The 22,260-nt window shown below is 41.1% G+C and carries 19 protein-coding genes; all 19 read left to right on the top strand.

Features of this window, described 5'->3' with window-relative positions; translation table 11 throughout:
• The first annotated feature begins 24 nt into the window (after positions 1–24).
• The 19 genes from R3X26_RS02340 to fliG all read left to right on the top strand — a co-directional run bounded on the left by R3X26_RS02340 (position 25) and on the right by fliG (position 22,188).
• The gene (locus tag R3X26_RS02340; protein WP_317715500.1) at positions 25–1,116 is read left to right on the top strand and encodes a flagellar basal body P-ring protein FlgI; all 1,092 of its coding nucleotides are present in this window, start codon (positions 25–27) and stop codon (positions 1,114–1,116) included.
• A gap of 10 nt (positions 1,117–1,126) precedes the next feature.
• On the top strand, positions 1,127–2,053 hold the full coding sequence (flgJ, locus tag R3X26_RS02335; protein WP_317715499.1) for a flagellar assembly peptidoglycan hydrolase FlgJ: 927 nt from the start codon (positions 1,127–1,129) through the stop codon (positions 2,051–2,053).
• Positions 2,054–2,312: 259 nt separating this feature from the next.
• The gene (gene flgK / locus R3X26_RS02330; RefSeq protein ID WP_317715498.1) at positions 2,313–4,187 is read left to right on the top strand and encodes a flagellar hook-associated protein FlgK; all 1,875 of its coding nucleotides are present in this window, start codon (positions 2,313–2,315) and stop codon (positions 4,185–4,187) included.
• Between the two features lie 12 nt (positions 4,188–4,199).
• Positions 4,200–5,393, top strand: coding sequence for a flagellar hook-associated protein FlgL (gene flgL / locus R3X26_RS02325; RefSeq protein ID WP_317715497.1), 1,194 nt, complete (start codon positions 4,200–4,202; stop codon positions 5,391–5,393).
• Positions 5,394–5,889: 496 nt separating this feature from the next.
• Entirely contained in the window at positions 5,890–7,044 is a 1,155-nt protein-coding gene (locus R3X26_RS02320) for a flagellin (protein ID WP_317715496.1), read from the top strand.
• 293 nt (positions 7,045–7,337) lie between these two features.
• Positions 7,338–7,661 (top strand): Fis family transcriptional regulator, encoded by a 324-nt coding sequence (locus tag R3X26_RS02315; protein WP_317715495.1) that lies wholly within the window; start codon positions 7,338–7,340, stop codon positions 7,659–7,661.
• A 74-nt stretch (positions 7,662–7,735) separates the two neighbouring features.
• The gene (locus R3X26_RS02310; RefSeq protein WP_317715494.1) at positions 7,736–8,389 is read left to right on the top strand and encodes a cupin domain-containing protein; all 654 of its coding nucleotides are present in this window, start codon (positions 7,736–7,738) and stop codon (positions 8,387–8,389) included.
• A gap of 360 nt (positions 8,390–8,749) precedes the next feature.
• Complete coding sequence (locus tag R3X26_RS02305; protein WP_317715493.1) at positions 8,750–9,880, top strand: flagellin; 1,131 nt, start codon at positions 8,750–8,752, stop codon at positions 9,878–9,880.
• A 319-nt stretch (positions 9,881–10,199) separates the two neighbouring features.
• On the top strand, positions 10,200–11,336 hold the full coding sequence (locus R3X26_RS02300) for a flagellin (protein ID WP_317715492.1): 1,137 nt from the start codon (positions 10,200–10,202) through the stop codon (positions 11,334–11,336).
• Between the two features lie 61 nt (positions 11,337–11,397).
• Complete coding sequence (locus R3X26_RS02295) at positions 11,398–11,853, top strand: flagellar protein FlaG (protein ID WP_317715491.1); 456 nt, start codon at positions 11,398–11,400, stop codon at positions 11,851–11,853.
• A gap of 32 nt (positions 11,854–11,885) precedes the next feature.
• The gene (gene fliD, locus R3X26_RS02290; protein ID WP_317715490.1) at positions 11,886–13,898 is read left to right on the top strand and encodes a flagellar filament capping protein FliD; all 2,013 of its coding nucleotides are present in this window, start codon (positions 11,886–11,888) and stop codon (positions 13,896–13,898) included.
• Between the two features lies 1 nt (position 13,899).
• Positions 13,900–14,205, top strand: coding sequence for a flagellar protein FliT (locus R3X26_RS02285; RefSeq protein WP_317715489.1), 306 nt, complete (start codon positions 13,900–13,902; stop codon positions 14,203–14,205).
• 13 nt (positions 14,206–14,218) lie between these two features.
• Positions 14,219–14,629, top strand: a complete 411-nt coding sequence (fliS, locus tag R3X26_RS02280) for a flagellar export chaperone FliS (RefSeq protein WP_317715488.1) — start codon at positions 14,219–14,221, stop codon at positions 14,627–14,629.
• A 226-nt stretch (positions 14,630–14,855) separates the two neighbouring features.
• The gene (locus tag R3X26_RS02275) at positions 14,856–16,322 is read left to right on the top strand and encodes a sigma-54 dependent transcriptional regulator (RefSeq protein ID WP_317715487.1); all 1,467 of its coding nucleotides are present in this window, start codon (positions 14,856–14,858) and stop codon (positions 16,320–16,322) included.
• A 133-nt stretch (positions 16,323–16,455) separates the two neighbouring features.
• Complete coding sequence (locus tag R3X26_RS02270) at positions 16,456–17,493, top strand: sensor histidine kinase (RefSeq protein WP_317715486.1); 1,038 nt, start codon at positions 16,456–16,458, stop codon at positions 17,491–17,493.
• Entirely contained in the window at positions 17,493–18,977 is a 1,485-nt protein-coding gene (locus R3X26_RS02265; RefSeq protein WP_317715485.1) for a sigma-54 dependent transcriptional regulator, read from the top strand. Before R3X26_RS02270 ends, R3X26_RS02265 begins: the two co-directional genes overlap by 1 nt.
• A gap of 119 nt (positions 18,978–19,096) precedes the next feature.
• Complete coding sequence (fliE, locus tag R3X26_RS02260) at positions 19,097–19,381, top strand: flagellar hook-basal body complex protein FliE (protein ID WP_411572380.1); 285 nt, start codon at positions 19,097–19,099, stop codon at positions 19,379–19,381.
• Between the two features lie 10 nt (positions 19,382–19,391).
• On the top strand, positions 19,392–21,137 hold the full coding sequence (gene fliF / locus R3X26_RS02255) for a flagellar basal-body MS-ring/collar protein FliF (RefSeq protein ID WP_317715483.1): 1,746 nt from the start codon (positions 19,392–19,394) through the stop codon (positions 21,135–21,137).
• The gene (gene fliG, locus R3X26_RS02250) at positions 21,130–22,188 is read left to right on the top strand and encodes a flagellar motor switch protein FliG (RefSeq protein ID WP_317715482.1); all 1,059 of its coding nucleotides are present in this window, start codon (positions 21,130–21,132) and stop codon (positions 22,186–22,188) included. The genes fliF and fliG overlap by 8 nt, the downstream gene beginning before the upstream one ends.
• The last annotated feature ends 72 nt before the right edge of the window (positions 22,189–22,260 follow it).

The raw sequence follows: 22,260 nt of genomic DNA, 5'->3' as shown, positions 1-22,260 counted from the left end.
TGACAGCAAAATGAGGTTCTATTCATGAACAAATTAGCAGTAATAATGGTTGGTATAGTGATGATGACAACATCGGCATATGCTGCAAGAATCAAAGACATTGCAGAAGTCGCGGGCGTCCGTAGTAACCAATTAGTTGGTTATGGCTTAGTCACGGGTCTTCCTGGAACAGGGGAATCTACACCGTTTACTGATCAAAGCTTCAATGCCATGCTGCAAAACTTCGGCATACAATTGCCACCAGGTACTAAACCGAAAACAAAAAATGTTGCCGCTGTAATTGTTACAGCAGAGTTGCCGGCTTTTTCTAAGCAAGGGCAAAAAGTGGATGTGACGGTTTCTTCTATTGGTTCCGCTAAGAGCTTACGTGGTGGTACGTTAATCCAAACCTTCTTAAAAGGTCTCGATGGCGAAGTTTATGCAATAGCACAGGGCAATTTAGTGGTGAGTGGGTTCAGTGCAGAAGGCGCAGATGGTTCGAAAATAGTAGGAAACAACCCAACCGTTGGTTTGATCTCTAGCGGCGCAAGTGTTGAACGTGAAATACCTAGTCCTTTTGGCCGTGGCGATTTTATTACATTCAATTTGGTTGAATCAGATTTCACTACCGCTCAGCGTATGGTTGACACAGTAAACAATTTCTTAGGTCCACAAATGGCGTCAGCGATAGATTCAACTTCAGTTAAAGTTCGAGCACCTCGTGATGTCAGTCAAAGAGTCGCATTTCTTTCTGCAATTGAAAACCTTGAATTCACACCGGCTGACGGCGCCGCCAAAATTATTGTTAACTCACGCACTGGAACGATTGTTGTTGGACAACATGTCAGACTGAAAGCCGCCGCAGTAACGCATGGCGGCATGACTGTTGCGATAAAAGAAAATTTAAATGTGAGCCAACCTAATGCTTTTGCTGGGGGAGAGACAGTTGTAACGCCTGATACCGATATTGAAGTGACAGAAAAACAAGGCAAAATGTTTAATTTCCAACCCGGTCTTACCCTTGATGATTTGGTTAGAGCTGTCAATGAAGTGGGTGCGGCACCTTCCGACTTAATGGCTATCTTACAAGCACTCAAACAAGCCGGTGCTATCGAAGGCCAACTTATCATAATTTAAGGGTGATGTGATGATAGACAATGCTAATGACATCGGATTTATTCACGATATCGCCAGTTTAGATAAACTGCGTCAAAATGCGGTAAGTGATGATGATGGCAGCCAAAAAGAAGCACTTACTGCTGCAGCAAAACAGTTTGAATCGATTTTTACTACCATGCTGTTTAAATCCATGCGAGATGCCAATGCATCGTTTGAATCCGATTTAATGAAGAGCCAAAATCAAGATTTTTACCGTCAAATGATGGACGAACAAATGGCCAGTGAATTAAGTGCTTCTGGCTCTTTAGGCCTTGCCGATATGATTGTTGCTCAACTTAGTTCTGGGCAGGCGGGAGATGACAGTGAAATAACCATGCGCAATGCAGCATTGGACACAACATTACGTCTACCTGTAGATGAAGCAAAATATGCTGATTTCGAGCAGAAAAAACTTTCTGCTGCGCCACTGAGTCAAAATCAGTCAGGTGGAAGTTTTGATAGTCCAGAGCAGTTTGTACAATCATTAAAACCTTATGCAGACAAGGCAGCTAAAGCTTTAGGCATTGACTCTTCAATTCTCATTGCTCAAGCCGCATTGGAAACAGGCTGGGGGAAAAAGGTCATAAACAACTCGTTAGGTAGCAGTAATAACCTGTTCAATATTAAAGCTGACAACAGTTGGAAAGGCGACAAGGTAGCGACTCAAACACTAGAGTTTCATGATAATGTGCCAGTGAAAGAAAAGGCTGCTTTTCGCTCCTACGACAGTTATGAAGAAAGCTTTAATGATTTTGTTCGTTTTCTTAATCAAAATCCAAGATACCAGACAACACTTTCTCAGAATAATAACTCTGAATCATTTATTCGAGGCATACATAAAGCAGGTTACGCAACCGATCCTAATTACGCTGACAAGGTACTGCAAGTAAAACAAAGAATCGATAAGATGCAGTAAAATTCAGAGTTAAAATATTAAGGCAAAAACTTGAAAGGGGGCTCTAAGCCTCCTTTTTCGGTCATAAGTACCACTCTTCTTAACTAATGATGGTTGTTTTGTACAACCATCATTATTTCTTACAAACACTACCTTTGGTTAAATGAAGTCGATCAGTTTTCGAATTTTATTGAAAATGGCCCAGTTGGCATGTCCTTTGCTAGATGGTAAGTAAGTTAAGCAATAAACATCTATTTTTCTTGGTTTTACTGGGGGCATTATGGCATCGGACTTGTTGAATGTTGGTACTCAGAGCGTATTAACCGCTCAGAGACAACTCAACACCACTGGTCATAACATATCGAATGCGAATACCGAAGGCTATAGCCGGCAATCGGTGATCCAAGGAACGAATTCGCCTCGTATGTATGGGGGTGAAACCTTTGGCATGGGCGTTCATGTGGAAAATGTTCGCCGCTCTTGGGATCAATTTGCCGTCAACGAACTCAATGTCTCTACTACCAGTAAAGCATTACGTGAAGATGATGAAAGCAATATTAATCAACTCACCAGTATGCTTTCGTCGTTGGCATCGAAAAAAATACCAGAAAATATCAATGAATGGTTCGATTCCATCAAAACTCTGGCCGACTCTCCGAATGATATGGGTGCTCGTAAAGTTGTATTAGAAAAGGCTGGGCTAATTAGTCAAAATTTAAATACTTTTTATGAAACGGTACGCCAGCAGTCGTCTAATACCAACCGTAAGCTTGACCTAGCCATTAACAGAGTCAATCAAATCGGTGACGAAATAAAAGATTTGCATAAACTAATGATGAGGACACCAGGCCCACATAATGACTTAATGGATAGCCATGAAAAATTGGTAAAAGAGCTTTCTGAATACACCAAAGTCACGGTAACTCCTCGCAACAATAATGAAGGCTATAACATTCATATTGGTAGTGGACACACGTTAGTTTCAGGTGCTGAATCAAGTAAATTAGCCATAGTGGATGGCTCGCCAGATGCGCAGCAACGTCAATTAGCTCTGGTTGAAGGTAAAGGGATAAAACCGATTAATCACACCGATATTGATGGAAAGCTAGAATCACTGTTTAAAATGCGTGATGAGCTTATTCCTTATGTACAAGACGAATTAGGTCGTGTTGCCACCTCTATTTCTTACGGTGTTAATGAACTTCAATCTCAAGGTTTGGATCTTAGAGGCGCTATTGGAGCATCGGTTTTTACCGACGTTAACTCAGATAGCATCGCAAAATCTCGTGTTGTGTTAGAAAAAAACTCTCAAGCAGATTTGGCGGTATATATCGATGATATTAGTCAAATAAAAGCAGGTGATTATCAGCTTCGTTACGATGGTAGCGATTATACCGTATTGAAACCATCAGGCGATGTTGTACAAGTAGAACCGAAAAATTCAGCTCTATATATCGATGGTATGCGAGTTGAAATGAACGAATCTCCTCGTTCAGGCGAAAAAATTATTTTACGCCCTGTTAGGTTTGGCGCAGAACAAATAAAAGTGGCAATGAATGATCCGGCAAAAATTGCCGCTCAAAGTTATGCTAGTTCGGCAACGTTTGAACAAGGTGATGCAGAATTTCGAGTTATAGAGGCTGGTGATTTAAAAGAATTTCAAGTCGTAGTTTCACCTCAAGGTGACCAATTTGCCGTACTCGATATGAACGGTAAAGTATTACTTCAACCACAAGACTACCCACCTACAGGTTCTGTTACCGTTCAAGGAACAACATTTGAATTAACAGAAGGTGCGGTTGCTAACGATAAATTTGCGGCCAATTTAACCGCTTCAGAAGGTGATAATGGTAACTTACGCAAAATGCAGGACTTACAAACTGCCAAAAATTTAAACGATAATAACTCGACAATCTTACAGCTGTATCATGATCTCAATACCGATATGGGCTTAAAAATGTCGACCGCCTCCAGATTGTCAGAAGTTGCTCGTCTTGAGAATGAATCTGCACAAGAGCGTGTTGCCGAAATATCCGGGGTAAATCTAGATGAAGAAGCCGCTAATATGATGAAGTTTCAGCAATCTTATATGGCGTCTTCTCGTATCATGCAAGTAGCAAATGATACGTTTAATACAATATTAGCATTGCGCTAGGAGGCTAATTAGATGGTTGGACGTATTTCAAGTTTTCATAATTACCAAACAGTGCAAAATGACCTACGCAGACAAGAAGCCAAGGTGGTACATAACCAAGCGCAGTTGGCTTCCGGCAAGAAGTTGTTAAGTGCTGCCGATGATCCTCTAGCGACACACTATGTGCAAAGTATTGGGCAGCAATCAGAACAATTGCGTCAATATATGGATGCCATAGTTTTAACGCGTAATCGCTTAGAGCATCACGAAGTCTTAGTTGCCAACTCGGAAGAATATACCGATGAAGCAAAAAGAACGGTAATGGAGATGATTAACGGTGCGCACTCAAAAGAGGACCGTTTAGCTAAGACCAGAGAAATGGAAGAAATATTCAATAACTTACTCAATTTGACGAATAGCCAAGATGAGTCTGGAAACTATATTTTCTCCGGCACAAAACCCAAAAATCAACCCTTTTTTAGAGATAACCAAGGTAACGTAACGTACACAGGTGACGACTATCAGCGCAAAATGAAAATCTCCAATCAGTTAGAGATGCCGCTGAACGATCCTGGTAGTAAGTTGTATATGCAAATTGATAATCCTTTCGGTGACTACACACCGAGCTATCAATTACAAGAAGGTTCTCGTCTATTGTTAGAGAGAGCGACTAATTTAGACAGTGAAGATACATCTGAATATCAAGTTACATTCGTTGATATGGGAGCAGGTAAATATGCCTATCAACTTAATAAAGATGGAAGTTCGGTTGCCGTTGAAGAATTCGATCCTAAAAAAGGCATTAAATATAATGACCTATCTATTCAGATAAAAGGGCAGATCACTGCCGGTGATTCTATCTCAATATCACCTAGTCAATCATTTAGCCTGTTTGATAGCTTTAAACAAGTTATTGACCTGGGTGATGCGTCGGTTTCAGATGCCTCGGCAACAGCTGAATTACATCGATTAACTGAAGAACTTGATGCCGCATTTATACATCTAGGAAAAGCAAGAACCGATGTCGGTGCGCGTTTAAATACTCTTGATATTCAATCGAATTTGCATGAAGACTTTAAGTTAACTCTAGCTAAGTCCAAAAGTGCATTTGAAGATTTGGATTATTCACAAGCTGTGATTGAGTTTAACGAAAACTCACTTGCTCTACAGGCATCGCAAAAAGCCTTCGGTAAGACAAAAGATCTTACCTTATTCAATTATATCTAACATGACTTAAACGGATTTAGCGACAGCTAATTCCATTAACTTCTCCATTGCCATATGCGCTACTGCCATATGTGCGGAGTCAGCAATATTCTGGTTATTGATGAAGTGACTTCGACGTCACTTCAATGTAATTAGGTGTAGCTTAAATGAGCAAAACGTAACGCAAGCGAGAAAGCGGCAATAGTTGTCATTGGTTAAAATAATCGCAGAAACTATTTGCCGCTTTATTAAAACATACACATTTACACGATATTTGACGTATAAATACCATGTTTTAATATATTGAAATATAAAGATTTTATTTTATTTAAGTAAAAAATAAAAAAGTGGCACACTACTTGTATTGTATTAACCATAGACAAAATGAATACATAATGAATTAAGTGAAATATTGACGCTTGGTTCGGCAAGTAAATATACGGTCAGTGCTTATCCAAATGAGACTAAAGCTGACCGCTTCGCAGAAAGCTTGCGAACTCAATAGGAGAGCAGAAAAATGGCTGTAACAGTAAATACTAACGTCGCCGCGATGACATCTCAGCGCTATTTGAATAAAGCATCTGAAAATTTGAATACGTCGATGGAACGCTTGTCATCTGGGCATAGAATTAATAGTGCTAAGGATGATGCTGCAGGTTTACAAATTTCGAACCGACTAAACGCTCAATCACGTGGTTTAGATGTCGCAATGCGCAATGCTAATGATGGTATCTCTATTGCTCAAACAGCAGAAGGTGCGATGAATGAATCAACATCGATTCTTACTCGTATGCGTGATTTATCACTGCAATCGGCAAATGGGTCAAACTCATTGACAGAACGTGTTGCTATCAATGAAGAAGTCACGGCATTGCAGGATGAATTAAACCGAATTGCAGAAACTACTTCATTCGGTGGACGTCGTTTACTTAATGGTTCTTTTGGAGAAGCGGCATTCCAGATAGGTGCTAACTCAGGTGAAGCAATGATCATGGGATTAACCAGTATTCGCGCTGACGATTTCCGCATGGGAGGTTCAACATTTAGCGCTCAACTACCAGAAGGTCAGACATTGGGTAGTGACTGGGGTGTGCCGGCAGATAAGCTTGATATGAAATTTGTTTTCGCAGCCGATGCAGAAAATGAAGAGTTAGTTATTGATATGCAAGCAAAAGCAGGTGATGATATTGAAGAACTCGCCACTTATATTAATGGTCAAACAGATAGGCTAACAGCCTCTGTTGGTGAAGGCGGAAATTTACAAATTTTTGTCGCTAACGACAAAATTGCTGGTGGGCTGGATATTTCAGGTTCTTTAGCCGCAGAAGTGGGAATTGGTGGAGCAGAAGCTGTCGCGACTACGGCTCAAGATATTGATGTCACCTCGGTTAAAGGTTCACAAAATGCAGTTGGCGTTATTGATTCCGCGTTACGCTATGTAGATAGCCAACGAGCTGATTTAGGTGCTAAACAAAACCGTTTGAGTCACAGCATTAATAACTTATCCAACATTCAAGAAAATGTAGAGTCGTCGAAAAGTCGAATTAAAGATACCGATTTCGCTAAAGAGACGACGGAACTTACTAAAAACCAAATTTTGCAACAGGCAGGGACATCGATTCTTGCTCAAGCGAAACAATTACCACAATCTGCAATGTCACTACTTCAGTAGTTGGTATTACAGTTATAACCTTGCTTTGCAGTAGTCGATACAGACGTGGTTCGACATTGAGTAAAGTTATAGTGGTAATGGCATATTAATATTAAGTCTGGCGGCTCTCTCACTTATTGCCAATAGACCCAAACATTAATGTGCAACGTAAAGCTGGTTATGTGTTATTTCTCTCGATCTCCACATAGGCTACCTAGCTTGCGACACGACCGGCCCCAGTTCTCTCAAAGGAAATGGGGCTTTTCTTTTTTTACTTTCCTTACTCTTCCACTACAAAATAAGAAGTTTGCTTCATGCGTAAATCAGATAAGAAGATCGAAAATCAAATTAGAGACGTGTTGACCGCGGTTTGTGAAGATACATTGAAAGGTTTCGATGGGTTCCTTTGGGTGACACATACCGTCAATTTCTCTTCGTTTCCACAGAGCTTAAAAATCGTCTGCGTATTCGAAACGAATCAAGATAGATCAGACTTTTTTATGGGAGAAGGGCCGCAGTATGTCGCAACGACCATCCAAAAAGCATTTAATGAGATTGGTATTCAATTAAAGAACGTCGACAAGCACATTTGTTACGATACTCAGAAAAATTACCAGCGCAGCAATCAAAGAAAGTAAAGTTGAGTATTCGCGTATAATAGAAACTAGAAATCCAAAAAATTAAAACGCTAAATAAGAGTAAGGTCGTTACTATGTTAAACATGGACTTTTCAAAGAGATTGGTTATTGAAACTGAACCACTAGATTGGATTGCGAGCCCAGCCAAAGGCGTATGGCGTAAGCCGTTAGAAAGAGAAGAAAAAGAGTCGGGTCACACGACTAGCGTGGTGAAGTATGCTCCACAATCTTCGTTTTCTGCGCACCCGCATCCACAAGGAGAAGAGATCTTCGTCTTAGAGGGGGTTTTCTCTGATGAAACCGGAGATTTTCCCGCGGGCACTTATATCCGAAACCCACCTGGTAGTGCACACTCTCCGTCGAGTATAGGTGGCTGCACGATCTTGGTTAAGCTAAACCAGTTTGATGCGAGAGATTTAACTCAAGTTCGTATCAATACTCTGGAAACGGATTGGCTTCCGGGGATTGGTGGATTGCAAGTGATGCCATTGCATCAGTTCGAACATGAGCACGTTGCGTTGGTGAAATGGCCGGCAGGTGAACGTTTCCAACCACATCGTCATTTCGGTGGTGAAGAGATTTTTGTGTTGTGTGGTACCTTTAAAGATGAATATGCTGAGTACCCAAAATATACTTGGATACGCAGTCCTCACATGAGCGAGCATTTTCCTTATGTGGAAGAAGAGACCGTTATTTTAGTGAAAACGGGTCACCTTCCCATTGATTAGCCAGTGTTAAAGATTTAAGTACATTTATTCCGCATTCTTGGCGATAGTCAGGGAGGTATAGAGTACACAATAAAGAACCTATTATTTTTCTAGCCATAGCTTTGATGAAGGTATTCTCGAAGACAAAACCGTCAATTATTTAGTTTAATGCTTTACCTATTTACTGCCCTTTTTGAACTCTCCTTTATGGTTTAGCACCCCCTCAAATTTGACGTTATTTTTAATTATTTATAAAAAATTTAAATTATTTGCTAAAGGAATTGATTTTCATGCCGTTAATGAAAGTAACTTTGAGAGAACTACTTGGTTTTCCGAGACGTCGGAAACCGCTTTAAACGGAAAATCAATTGGAGAATTACCATGGCAGTTAATGTAAATACAAACGTAGCAGCAATGACAGCACAACGTCATTTATCTAGCGCAGCAAGCGACCTAAACACTTCAATGGAACGCTTATCTTCAGGTTTCAAGATAAACAATGCAAAAGATGACGCTGCAGGTTTACAAATTTCGAATCGTTTGAATGCACAGAGTCGTGGTTTGGACGTAGCGGTACGAAATGCAAACGACGGCATTTCAATAGCACAAACCGCAGAAGGGGCGATGAAAGAGACGTCAAATATTCTGCAACGAGTTCGTGACTTATCTTTACAATCAGCGAATGGCTCGAACTCAAAACAGGAGCGAGTAGCGATTCAAGAAGAAGTAACGGCGTTAAACGACGAATTAAACCGAATAGCGGAAACGACGTCTTTTGGTGGTAACAAGTTATTGAACGGTACGCACGGAACGAAATCTTTCCAAATAGGTGCGGATAATGGTGAAGCGGTGATGCTGAACCTAAAGGATATGCGTTCAGACAATGCGATGATGGGTGGTAGTGCCTACAAAGCAGAAAATGGTCAAGGAAAAGATTGGGCAGTAGCACAAGATGCGAGCATGACAATCAGCTTAACGGACAAATTTGGCGAAGCGCAAGACTATACGATCAATGCGAAAGCAGGCGATGATATTGAAGAGCTCGCGACATACATAAATGGTCAACAAGGTGACGTGAGTGCATCGGTTGATGAAGAAGGACGTTTACAAATATTTGCGGGAAATAACAGCGTAGACGGAGAGGTTTCTTTTAGTGGTAGTCTTGCGAGTGAACTAGGCATGACTGGTCCAACGGCGGTAACGGTGGACACGATAGATGTAACCACGGTTGGTGGTGCGCAAAATGCGGTAGCGGTTGTAGATGCGGCGATGAAATACGTGGACAGTCACCGTAGTGAGTTGGGTGCATTCCAGAACCGTTTTGACCATGCAATTAATAACCTAGACAACATTAATGAAAATGTGAACGCCTCGAATAGTCGAATAAAAGACACCGATTTTGCTAAAGAAACCACAGCAATGACTAAGTCTCAGATTCTACAGCAAGCGTCAACGTCGGTACTTGCGCAAGCTAAGCAAGCACCCAACACAGCGCTGAGTTTACTAGGATAAATAGGTTTACTGTCGTAACTGATGTCAACTAGGTAATGTGTTCCGGTCTTATTTGATGGTATCGAGTGGACAATCAATAAAAGCCCAGCCAGAAATGGTTGGGTTTTGTTGTTTCAGAATGACATGTTATAGGAATTAAACCCGAACAGATAATATGAGCGAACTCACAAAATAAGTAATATATAAAAAAAATCAAATAATCTCCTAAAGGTTTTTTTATCTCCGCCGTTACAAGGGACGAGAGAAATAAAATTAGATGAGTCCTAGCGTGGTGAGAGACGCAAAGACCCATCACCCCACATGCCTAAGGAGATCAATTATGGCAATAAATGTGAACACTAATGTGTCTGCAATGACCGCACAACGCCACTTAGCCGGTGCTGCTGAAGGTCTAAACAAATCGATGGAACGCCTATCATCAGGTTACAAGATTAATAGTGCCAAAGATGATGCGGCTGGTCTGCAAATTTCCAACCGACTCACTTCCCAAAGCCGTGGTTTAGATACAGCGGTACGAAACGCAAATGATGGTATTTCTATTGCCCAAACCGCTGAAGGTGCAATGAAAGAAACCACGAACATAATGCAGCGTATGCGTGACCTTTCATTGCAATCAGCGAATGGTTCTAACTCTCGTTCAGAACGTATTGCTATTCAAGAAGAAGTAGGCGCACTTAATGACGAATTGAATCGAATTGCCGAAACGACCTCTTTTGGTGGTAACAAACTACTGAATGGTTCTTATGGTTCAAAATCCTTTCAAATCGGTGCGGATTCTGGTGAATCGGTTATGTTAACTATTGGTAACATGCGTTCTGATGATACCAACATGGCGGGTAAAAGCTACGTTGCAACAGAAGCCTTGAGCAAAGACTGGTCTGTACAAGAAGGTGCCAATGATCTGACGATTTCCTATAATGATCAATCCGGCGAAGCAAAAGAAATCATCGTAAACGCAAAAACCGGTGATGATATTGAGGAACTGGCCACTTATATTAATGGCCAAAATGGTGACATTAAAGCCTCTGTGGGTGAAGAAGGAAAACTACAGGTTTTTGCTTCAAATCAGAGTGTTGAAAATGGCGATGTTACTTTTAGTGGTGGATTAGCAGGAGAATTGAATCTTGCTGCTGGTGTTGAGCAAAGTGTTAACGACATTGATGTAACTACGGTTGCAGGTTCACAGCAAGCGGTCGCTATTCTAGATGGCGCTTTAAAAAATGTGGATAGCCAACGAGCTGGCCTTGGTGCATTCCAAAACCGCTTTAATCACGCAATTAGTAATCTCGAAAATATTAACGAGAATGTGAATGCGTCGAGAAGTCGTATTATGGACACTGATTTCGCTAAAGAGACCACTCAGATGACTAAATCTCAAATTCTTCAGAATGCGAGTACGTCGGTGTTAGCTCAAGCTAAGCAATCTCCATCAGCTGCATTGAGCTTGTTGGGATAAGTGGAAAATTACTGTAAAAAAGTAAATAACCACTTAACAACAAGGTGGAAGGGAGATCGGTATGGATATATCTGCATACACATCGAACATCCAGCCGTATGGCGAACCAAATAGCCGAGTTAACGAGGCGAATGGTAACTCCAGTGGCATTAAACTTGCTTTAAGAGATGGTGGCGCGACAGATAAGTTAGTGTCGACTCAGAAAGACGTCGGTAGAGTAACAACTGAAACCGACATGGCAGAGAAAACGAAGGCAGTTGAAGATTTAGTTCAAAAAAGAATTGATCTAAATAAAGGTCAATTACAAAAAATGGTAGAGAAAATGGATGAATTCGTTAACTCTATTAATAAAGGCCTTTCGTTTCGTGTTGATGAGGAATTGGGAAGAGATGTGGTCACAATTTTTGAAGCCAGTACTGGCGATATAATTAGACAGATTCCCGATGAAGAGATGCTAATTATACTTAGACGTTTAGCGTCAGCTTCCTCAGGTTTATTTATTGAGGAAAAAGTGTAACAGCTTTGTTTAACAATCTTATAGGTGAGTGAATGAGTGTAGGCCCGTTGGGTATGTCATCTGGTATGGATATCAATGGTATGGTCAGTAAAATTGTCGATTCCGAGCGTGTTCCTAAGCAAGCTCGGCTCGACAACGATCGTGCTCAAATTGGTATTGATATTAGTGCTTACGGCCGACTCAGAGAGTCACTTGATACGATGAAAAATCTGATGGCAAACTTTCGTCAGGATAAAGCCTTTGCGGTGAGAACCGTAGAATCTACTGATGATGGTGTGGTATCAGCATCGGCGACGACCGAAGCTATCGCTGGTCGATATGGTATCGATGTGCTGCAGCTTGCTCAAAGTCATAAAGTGGCGTCAGAAGCATTGTCTGATGACACAAAATTTGGCCCCGGCAAGCTGCAAATTTCACTAGGTGAAAAACAGTTTTCAGTTGATGTTAGACATTATTCTAATCTTAAAGATGTAGTAAGAGGCATCAACGGTGCAAATAATAATCCAGGTGTAAGAGCATCTATAATCAATGATGCTAATGGGCAACGTTTGATTGTTGCTTCAGATAAATCTGGTGTAGACAATAAAATTAAAATTTCGGCGGAATCAGAATCTACAAACCCACTGAAAAAGCTTGAATATCAAACCCTCGAAGAACGCCTCAGGTCACTAGAAGAGGCAAGAACGGCAGCCGCCGAGGCACTTTCTATCCCTATAAAAGGGCAAGATGTTGCCAACCAACAAACTCAGAAACTGGCGAGTGCAATTATTGATTCTGCAAAAGAGCCAGATGCTCGTGCAGCAGAAAATATTTTGGCTACAACTTCACCAGTTGATTCAGCGTCAGGCGATAATGGGCTTTCGACAACCGGTTATGTCAAAGCTGAAGAGTCTATTCCCGGTTGGACAGAAACGGCTTCAGGAACATTGCTCGACTCTTATCAACCACCAGAACCAGAGTTGGATAAGAAAGCGTTAGATAAAATGGCATTAGTGCCGGGATGGAGCAATACTGCGTCTGGTACATTGACCGATTCTTACCTAACGCCACAAGAAGCCGAAGAAGCAGAAGCTCTAAGAGAGGCCGTTGAACAGGCGGACATTCTGGCTCAAAGAACCAAACAAGATCAGCAAATAGCAGAAAAAGTGGCCTCCATTGAACAATCGGTCGCTAACGGCAGTTTAACTGAAGAGCAAGGTTATCAAGCCAAATTGGACTTATTACCGCCGGAAGAACGCGCAAAAAAAGTGGCGGTGGATAAAACGCAAGCTGCGTTAAAAAGTGCCCAAGATTCGATGGTGAGTTACTCTGGTATGACAGAAACTCAAGCGGCACAAGATTCTATTGTCATGCTCGATGGTATTGCTCAACTGAGCAGTGAAAATAATGTGATAGAGAACGCGATTGACGGTATAGACATTACTGTCAAGGGGGTAACTGATCCTACGGAACAGAAAACAGAAATCGGCGTTGAATATGATAGGCAGAGTGTGCGTGATGATATTTTGCAATTTGTCAGTGCGTACAACCAGTTTCATCAAGTTTCTAGTGAGCTATCTGCGGTTGATCCACAAACTGGCGCGTCAGGACCTTTGGCGGGTGACAGCGTAGTTAGAACGGCTCAAGCTCGTTTGAAAACAGCTTTTTCAACGGCTATTGAGCAAGCTCCCGAGGACCTCAAAACACTGACTGAGTTTGGTATCACTAGCACAAGACAAGGTACGCTAGAAGTAAATGATAAAATGCTTGATCGCCAGCTAAACAATAATTTTACTCGGTTGGAAGAGTTTTTTGGCGGTAATAAAGGGTTCGCGAAAAAAGTAGAAGATGCTATTCAGTCTATGACTGGCGTAACTGGTACGCTGAGAACTAGAGAGAATTCGTTAAGAGAACAGAATTACCGTTTAGATGACCAACAAGCCTCGTTGGATCGCAGGATGGAAAGCTTACAAGAGCGGACTAAGAGCAAATTTATGGCAATGCAAGACGCAACAGCAAAAATGCAGGGTCAACTTTCCGGCATGATGAATGCTTTAGGACAATAATGTGAATCAATTGATCAAAAAGCTAAAAGTATTAGACCATGAAATTATTGCTCTATTGCTTGAAGACCAAGTTGATAGCGAAAAAATCCTTGCATCTATCAATGAAAGGGAACATATTTTGCAAGAGATTGTGTTAAAAGCTAAGTCTGTTGCTGAATTTGAAAAGTCGCTTGATTGGCAGCAAGCTATTGAACGCACAAAACGTATTGTTGAACTGGCTCAGTCAGAAACAAATCAATTAGGCGAACAGCTTAAAAAGTATCGTCACGGTAACAAATCAGTACGACGTTACCAACAGTTTTTATAAAAAGAGGAATACCATGCGTGGTTCTTTACAAGCATATAAAAAAGTCTCTGTAGACAGTCAATTGAGTGCGGCTTCTCCGCACAAAGTGATTCAAATGCTGATGGCGGGCGCGATAGAGCGTTTGGTTCAAGGCAAAGCTGCTATGGCTCAAGGAAATATTGCAGTGAAAGGCGAACGCTTAGGTAAAGCACTAGATATCGTGATCAGCCTACGAACCTGTTTGTCTATGGATGAAGGGGGGGAAGTTGCGCAAAACCTCGACCAACTCTATGAATTTATGATCACTCAGATTTCTTTAGCCAATGCAGAAAATAATCCACAAGCGATTGACGATGTTGTTGGGATTTTAAGAGATATCAAATCTGCATGGGATCAAATCCCTGGTGAATATCATAATTTAACCGCAGCAGAGCTGGGTCAGTAATCACACATAGAAATAATATATATTTTAAATTATCCATTACTGACATCTAGTTAGTTGCCTTATTTTACAGATACCATAAAATGTAACCCATTAGACCTGAGTTTACTCATCTACTGGGTTTTTTTGTTGATGTTCTCTCCTAATTGACTATCGTTAAAAGAGATTTAGTTTGTATTACTGAATTAATAACAGATCCCACTAAAATATAAAGGCACTTTCTAACGCTATGGATAGATTAGCTAAACTGTTAGTTATTGAAGACAACGAACATTTACAGCTTCAAATGTCGACCATTCTTGAGTTTATTGGAGAACATGCGCTTATTGTTCATTCCGATCAAATCGAATCAATAAAGTGGTCAGCTGGCTGGTCTGCTTGTATTTTGGGAACCATTGATAAGCAAGACGCGGCAGATTCTATTGTTGATAAAATAAAAACGTCCATACATATTCCGGTGTTGTCTTTGGTTAAAAACGCTGGGTTAATTGCAGAGTTCCCGCATTTCATCGGTGAATTGGTTTTGCCTCTCAACTACACACAACTTACGGATGCGCTTCATCACTGTTCGGTTTTCCTAGGTAAGCAAGGTAGTGATTTTTCAATCGCTCGAAAAAGTACCTTATTTAGAAGTTTGGTAGGAGATAGTGAAGGTATAAAAGAGGTTCGTCATTTAATCGAACAAGTGGCTGTTACAGAAGCTAATGTTCTGATTTTAGGTGAATCGGGTACAGGAAAAGAAGTGGTCGCAAGAAATGTGCATTATCATTCGGCTCGACGTAAAGGTCCTTTTGTTCCTATAAACTGCGGTGCTATTCCAGCAGAACTGCTAGAAAGCGAGTTATTTGGCCATGAAAAAGGGGCATTTACTGGCGCAATCACGGCCCGAAAAGGACGTTTTGAATTAGCAGAAGGAGGCACAATCTTTCTGGATGAAATTGGTGATATGCCAATGCCTATGCAAGTTAAGTTATTGCGTGTATTACAAGAACGGTGTTTCGAAAGAGTGGGTGGCAATAGTACTATAAAAGTTGATGTTCGAGTTGTTGCTGCAACACACCGTAACCTAGACAGCATGATTACAGATGGTAACTTCAGAGAAGATCTTTACTATCGACTTAATGTTTTTCCAATTGAGATGCCGGCGCTGCGAGAGCGAAATGAAGATATTCCATTATTGCTAACAGAATTAATGTCTAGAATGGAAGCTGAAGGTAGCCATGCGATTCGATTCAGTCCAAGAGCGGTAGACTCTTTGATGGAGCATAACTGGCCGGGTAATGTACGTGAGTTAGCTAATTTGGTCGAGCGTATGGTTATTTTATATCCTAATAAGCTGGTTGACGTAACCAATTTACCGACTAAGTATCGCTACAGTGATATTCCTGAATTTCAACCTGAGTACACATTAAACAGTAGTGATATAGAAGAACAAGAGCGTGAAGTATTAACGAGCATATTTTCGAATAATTTTTCTACCAATGATGTAACAGAAACCAATGGTAATAATGAGTCAACGGCTATTTTACCTAAAGAAGGTTTGAATTTAAAAGAGCATTTAGCCGACCTTGAAGTAGAATTGATTAATCAGGCTCTTGATCTGCAAGATGGAGTGGTAGCAAGAGCAGCGGAAATGTTAGATATGAGGCGAACAACGTTAGTTGAAAAAATGAAAAAATATAACTTACAACGTTGAATTTTCGTCGAGATTGTTATTCCGTCAATATTATGACGGCGTTTTTTTTATTTAAATTACTGAAAATAAAGGAAAATATTTGGCTCGCTTATTGCTTTGATAGAATGTCGTACTATTTAGCCGAGAGACCCAAATGTCACCAGATTTCACAGAGGGCAACCAAACCCACTTAGGCACACTTGAAGATCAAGTTTCTAGGTATAAGCAAGTATTGGATGTAATGCCTGCCGGTGTGATTTTATTAGATACTCAAGGTGAAGTAAAAGAAGCAAACCCAGAGGCAGAAAAATTATTAGAAGTCCCATTGGTTGGGGAAAAATGGTATGCCGTGATCCAAAATGCTTTTGCTCCTCAAGATGACGACGGCCATGAAATATCACTAAAGAATGGTCGAAAAGTAAGACTGGCTATTTCAGCATCTTCAACTGGTCAATTAATTTTAATCACCGACCTTACTGAAACCCGTTTATTGCAATCTCGAGTTGGTGATTTACAACGACTGTCATCTCTTGGGCGAATGGTCGCTTCTCTTGCCCATCAAGTAAGAACCCCATTATCTAGTGCCATGTTGTATGCTTCAAATCTTGCCGCCGCTAACCTTCCTGCTCCCACGCGAGAAAGATTCCAAACTAAACTAATGGATAGGCTGCACGATTTAGAAAAACAAGTTAACGATATGTTATTGTTTGCCAAAGGTGGCGATAATAAAGTGGTGAATGCATTTACTACTAAAGAGCTACTCCAAGAATTCCAACCTATGATCGAAACCGTCATAAAGAACAACAATATTGATTACTTTTTAGAAGTAGAACAAGAACAAACTCAATTACTTGGCAACGCAAATGCTATTGCGTCGGCACTGAGCAATTTAGTGATTAATGCCATTCAAATAGCCGGTAAAGGGTCACAAGTCGACGTATTTATTAGACCTGTAGACAATGAACTAAGAATATCTGTTCAAGATAGTGGGCCTGGTGTTCCGCCAGAACTGCAAGCAAAAATTATGGAACCCTTTTTCACTACACGTTCACAAGGAACTGGGCTTGGTCTAGCAGTAGTGCAAATGGTTTGTCGAGCCCATAAAGGGCGATTAGAACTCATATCAGAAGAAGGGGATGGTGCTTGTTTCACTATGTGCCTTCCTGTTCAAGCAAACTCTGGAGAAGAATAATGGCGCAAAGCAAAGTATTGATCGTTGAAGATGATGAAGGCTTACGTGAGGCCTTAGTAGATACTTTAGCCTTGGCAGGCTACGATTGGATTGAGGCTGATTGTGCAGAAGATGCATTAGTTAAGCTTAAATCAGATGATGTAGATATTGTTGTATCCGATGTTCAAATGGCAGGAATGGGCGGTCTGGCATTGTTACGTAACATTAAACAGCACAAGCCAAACCTTCCGGTGCTGTTAATGACCGCTTATGCCAATATTGAAGATGCGGTTGCGGCAATGAAAGAAGGTGCAATTGACTACATGGCAAAACCGTTTGCTCCCGAAGTATTGTTAAATATGGTTTCGCGCTACGCACCAGTAAAAAATGACGATAATGGTGATGCTATTGTCGCGGATGAGAAAAGCTTAAAGTTGCTAGCGTTAGCAGATAAAGTGGCGAAAACCGATGCTAATGTAATGGTATTAGGTCCTAGTGGTTCGGGTAAAGAGGTGATGTCTCGATATATTCATAACATGTCGAATAGAAAAAACGGACCATTTGTGGCAATTAACTGTGCAGCCATTCCAGACAACATGCTTGAAGCCACGTTATTTGGCTATGAAAAAGGTGCGTTTACTGGCGCTATTCAAGCTTGTCCAGGTAAATTTGAACAAGCACAAGGCGGCACTATATTGCTCGATGAAATTAGTGAAATGGATTTAAACCTACAAGCCAAATTACTTCGTGTATTGCAAGAAAGAGAAGTTGAACGTCTTGGTAGCCGTAAAAGTATTAACCTAGATGTGAGAGTGTTGGCAACAAGTAACCGAGACCTAAAACGTTATGTAGCCGAAGGTAATTTCCGAGAAGACCTTTATTACAGACTTAACGTGTTCCCAATCTCTTGGCCTGCATTAGCGCAAAGAAAAGGTGATATAGAGCCATTGGCTATCCATTTAGCCGAAAGAAATTGTCAAAAATTAGGTATGCCGGTTCCCTCTTTTTCGTCACAGGCAGTCAGTAAATTATTAAACTATCCGTGGCCAGGTAATGTTCGTGAATTGGATAATGTTATCCAAAGAGCGTTGATTTTATGTGATCAAGGCGATATTCAAGCTGAACACATTCTGCTTGAAGGCGTTGATTGGCATGACGCTAATAGTTTACAAAGTGCGGTTGAAACGGGCGAGCCAGCGCCAAATATCGCACCGGTTGCGGAGGTTAATCCTAGTACACCGGTAGATTCTCCCGTTTCGTCATCTAGCTCAGTGTCCTCTATTCCTGTTTCTGATTCCAATGCGTCTGCTAGCACTAAGCCGCTCTCTTCAGGAGAAGGTTTAGGCAACGAACTGCGAGATCAAGAGTTTGCTATTATTTTAGAGACATTGATTGAATGCAATGGCAGAAGAAAAGACATTGCCGATAAGTTGGGTATAAGCCCAAGAACACTGCGCTATAAGTTAGCCAAAATGAGAGACGCTGGAATAGAGTTACCTTGTTAGTATTCTCCTGACTTTTTTAATGCTGGTATGCTAATTGCTTCTCCATTAATAGATAAGATAAAAAGTCAAATTATTGGCTTTGGGGAGAAGCAGTGAATATAAGTGGAATTCAAACTGAAATGCAGACAATGATGTTACAAGCATCAAATACAACCGAGTCTGCAACAAGCCAAAAAGTGGGAGCCGATTTTGGGCAACTACTGAATTCGGCAATCAACAATGTTAACTCTCTGCAAAAAGCATCTGGTGATTTGCAAACACGTTTCGATAGAGGGGATGAAAATGTCTCTCTTTCAGATGTAATGATCGCTAGGAACAAATCAAGCGTTGCATTTGAAGCAACCATTCAAGTCAGAAACAAATTAGTCGATGCTTATAAGCAACTTATGAACATGCCAGTATAGGTGATAAAGAGTGGCTCAAGACAATCAATCAACCAATTTGGCAGTAAGTGACGCAAGCGGCGGTGCCGTTGTTTCAAGCTCAGCCGATCTCGATAGCTCAACACAAGACCCAGGATTGAACGAAAAGCGTTCGTCAAAAGTTGATTTGGCAATGGGTGATCTAGATTTGCTCCGTCAAGTGGTTCTAGTCCTTTCCATTTCCATTTGTGTGGCCTTGATCGTCATGCTATTTTTCTGGGTCAAAGAACCTGAACTTCGTCCTCTTGGTTCATATGAAACCGAAGAACTTATCCCTATTCTCGATTATCTCGATGCGCAAAAACAAGAATATAAACTCGAAGGCAATACCATTTCTGTACCTGTTGATGAATACAGTCAGTTAAAACTGAATTTGTCACGAGCGGGTTTAAACCAAGCCACCCAAGCTGGTGATGACATACTATTAAACGATATGGGTTTTGGCGTATCACAACGATTAGAAAAAGAGCGACTAAAACTGAGCCGTGAAAGGCAACTAGCAAAAGCAATTGAACAGATGCGTCAAGTGCGTAAAGCGTCAGTGTTACTTGCTTTGCCTCAACAAAGTGTGTTTGTGCGTCAAAATCAAGAAGCATCAGCCACCGTCTTTGTTACTTTAGCAACGGGTACAACGTTAAAACAAGAAGAAGTCGATTCGATAGTCGATATGGTTGGTAGCGCCGTCTCCGGCATGAAACCAACTCGAGTCACGGTGACAGATCAACATGGTCGTTTGTTAAGTTCAGGGTCGCAAGATCCTCTATCAACTGCTCGACGTAAAGAACAAGATTTAGAGAGAAAGCAAGAACAAGCATTACGAGAGAAAATAGATTCAGTATTGGTACCAATACTTGGTATCGGTAATTATACCGCTCAAGTCGACATTCAACTCGATTTCAGTGCAATAGAACAAACACGTAAGCAATATGATCCACAAACGGCATCAACTCGTAGTGAATACACATTAGAAGATTACAATAATGGTAATGTAGTTGCAGGCGTCCCGGGAGCGTTAAGTAATCAACCTCCAGCCGATGCTTCTATTCCTGAAGATGTTGCACAAATGAAAGATGGCTCGTTGCTGGGTCAAGGGTCTGTTCATAAAGAAGCGACGCGAAACTTTGAATTGGATACCACCATTAGCCACGAGCGACGCCAAACTGGCGTTATCGACCGCCAAACGGTGTCGGTTGCTATTAAAAATAAAGCGGTAACTAATCCTGATACAGGTGAAGTCACTTTTGAACCAATGTCGGATAGCGACCTGTCAACCATTAAACAAGTGCTTATAGGAACGGTCGGCTATAATGAGCAACGAGGCGATTTATTAAATGTATTAAGTGTTAAATTTGCTGAACCACAATTTACCGAGACGTTAGAATCTAATATTTGGGATCATCCTAATTTCAACGAATGGGTTCGTTGGGCAGCAAGTGCCTTAGTGATTATTATTGTAGTGCTCGTTCTTATTAGACCAGCAATGAAAAAACTCCTTAACCCGAATGCAGATGCAGATGATGTCGAGTATGACGAAGACGGGATGCCAATTACTAGCGATGGTGAAACCAGTTTAATCGGCAGTGATATTGAAAGTGGCGAAGCATTTGAATTTGGTTCTGGTATTGATTTACCAAACCTACATAAAGATGAAGATGTGCTCAAAGCAGTAAGAGCACTGGTTGCAAATGAACCTGAGTTAGCTGCTCAGGTTGTGAAAAATTGGTTAGCAGATGCCTGATGATATTGTAAAACGCGAAGAGGGTGGTGCGGTTGCGACAACTGACGCCGTTGATATTACCAGTATATTAGGTGATGAAAAAGCCGCTATTTTGTTACTGAGTTTAAGTGAAGAAGATGCAGCTGGAATAATCCGCCATCTTGAGCCTAAACAAGTTCAACGTGTTGGTAGTGCTATGGCACGAGCAACCGATTTAAATAATGATAAAGTAGGTGCGGTGCATCGAGCTTTCCTCGAAGATATCCAAAAATACACCAATATAGGCATGGGTAGTGAAGACTTCATGCGTAAAGCGTTGGTTGCGGCGTTAGGTGAAGACAAGGCGGGTAATCTCGTCGATCAAATTTTATTAGGTACCGGTTCTAAAGGCCTAGATTCATTAAAATGGATGGATCCAAGACAAGTTGCCACCATTATTATTAACGAGCACCCTCAGATACAGACAATAGTGTTATCTTATTTAGATGCCGATCAATCAGCTGAAATTCTGTCTCAGTTCCCTGAACGGGTGCGGCTTGATTTAATGATGCGAATTGCCAATTTAGAAGAAGTACAGCCATCGGCATTAGCTGAATTGAACGAGATCATGGAAAAACAATTTGCCGGTCAAGCGGGTGCGCAAGCAGCGAAGATAGGTGGCCTGAAAGCTGCCGCAGAAATTATGAACTATATGGATAATAGTGTTGAAGGCGTCTTGATCGACCAAATTAGAGATCAAGATGAGGATATGGCCACACAAATTCAAGATTTGATGTTTGTGTTTGAAAACTTAATAGAAGTTGATGACCAAGGAGTACAAAAACTACTCCGTGATGTACCGCAAGATGTATTGCAGAAAGCTCTTAAAGGTGCTGACGAAGGCTTGCGTGAAAAAGTATTCAAAAACATGTCGAAACGTGCAGCAGATATGATGCGAGATGATATAGAAGCCATGCCTCCTGTACGTGTTGCGGATGTAGAAGCCGCGCAGAAAGAGATTTTAGGCGTTGCTCGAAAACTTGCTGATAGCGGAGATATTATGCTGTCAGGTGGCGCAGACGAATTCTTATAATGGTTGGCGTTCTGTTTTATTGTTTAGTGCTATATTTTAATTAGTTACGTAACGGAATCAAAATAAGTAGGT

Source organism: Vibrio sp. TH_r3 (assembly GCF_033101115.1).
Classification (GTDB): Bacteria; Pseudomonadota; Gammaproteobacteria; order Enterobacterales; family Vibrionaceae; genus Vibrio.
The sequence above is the reverse complement of the archived record's forward strand: the minus strand, read 5'-3'. Positions and strand labels throughout refer to the sequence as shown.